This window comes from Vibrio sp. Vb0667, assembly GCF_033391095.1.
Genome location: NZ_JAWPOL010000232.1, coordinates 1 through 1257 on the forward strand (window position 1 = coordinate 1; position 1257 = coordinate 1257).

Below are 1257 nucleotides of genomic sequence, written 5' to 3' on the forward strand. Positions count from 1 at the left end.
TGCAAGTTTGGTCTGGAAAAGATTGGGTACTGTTCTCGCCAAATTCAGAGCAGAAAGCCGTAAAACCTAACCTTCTTGTTTGGGATGAATCGAACGTTTCGTTACTTGACCTTGTGGGAGGCAAGAACAGCCAAGTTCATTTCTCCATGATCAAACAAGAAGTGACACCTCAACAAGCGACAAACAACAAGGTTGAGGCCGATGGCCTGCTTAACTTATCAATCCACAGCTTGCCTCTAGAAGAGCAAGCGATGTTCAAGACCATCATGCTGATCCCAATTGGCGCATTGATCGTTGTGTTCCTGCGCGTGATTATTGGTCTTAAAACCTCTGGTACGTTCATGCCAGTACTGATTGCGGTTGCGTTCGTTCAAACGCAGCTTGTGACTGGTATTGTTGGCTTCCTATTAATTGTTGGTACAGGCTTGATCATCCGAAGTTACTTATCGCGGCTCAACTTACTTCTGGTAGCAAGGATATCCGCGGTTATTATCACGGTTATTATGATCATCTCGGTGTTTACCGTTGTAGCATTCAAGATTGGTTTGACAGAGGGTCTAACAATCACCTTCTTCCCAATGATCATCTTGTCATGGACGATCGAACGTATGTCGATTCTGTGGGAGGAAGAAGGCGCGAAAGAAGTAGCAATGCAAGGTGGTGGTTCACTACTGACTGCGGTACTGGTTTACTTGGCGATGACCAACTCGTATATCCAGCACTTAACGTTTAACTTTATCGGCCTACAGCTAATTGTTTTGGCGGGTATTCTATTACTAGGTATTTACACTGGTTACCGTCTAACAGAACTACGTCGTTTCAAACCGCTAGCGGAGGATTAAACGATGTTTGAACGTTACACTACGCCATCAAAACTTCGCCACAAAGGCATTATGGGCATGAACAAGCGTAACCATAGCTACATTGGTCGCTATAACGATCGCTCTAAATACCCATTGGTGGATGACAAGCTAAAAACCAAGATCATCGCTCAAGCTGCAGGGGCAACCGTCCCTGCCCTTATCGGCGTGATCCACAACCAAGCAGAAGTAAAAACCATCCACAACATGGTGAAAGACTGGCCGGGTTTTGTGATTAAGCCAGCTCAAGGCAGCGGTGGTAAAGGTATTCTGGTGGTGACATCGCATAAAGACGGTGTGTACACCAAACCTTCTGGTGCGACAATCAACAAAGAAGAAGTGGAACGCCACATCAGTAATGCACTGGCAGGGCTGTTCTCGCTCGGCGGTAAGAACG

Annotated in this window: 2 protein-coding genes; both read left to right on the plus strand. The window is 46.1% G+C overall.

Features of this window, described 5'->3' with window-relative positions; all coding sequences use genetic code 11:
- Positions 1–842, plus strand: an 842-nt coding sequence (locus R8269_RS24855) for a 7TM domain-containing protein (RefSeq protein ID WP_318222862.1), incomplete at its 5' end; no start/stop codon positions are given.
- 3 nt (positions 843–845) lie between these two features.
- Positions 846–1257, plus strand: a 412-nt coding sequence (locus R8269_RS24860) for a sugar-transfer associated ATP-grasp domain-containing protein (protein WP_318222863.1), incomplete at its 3' end; no start/stop codon positions are given.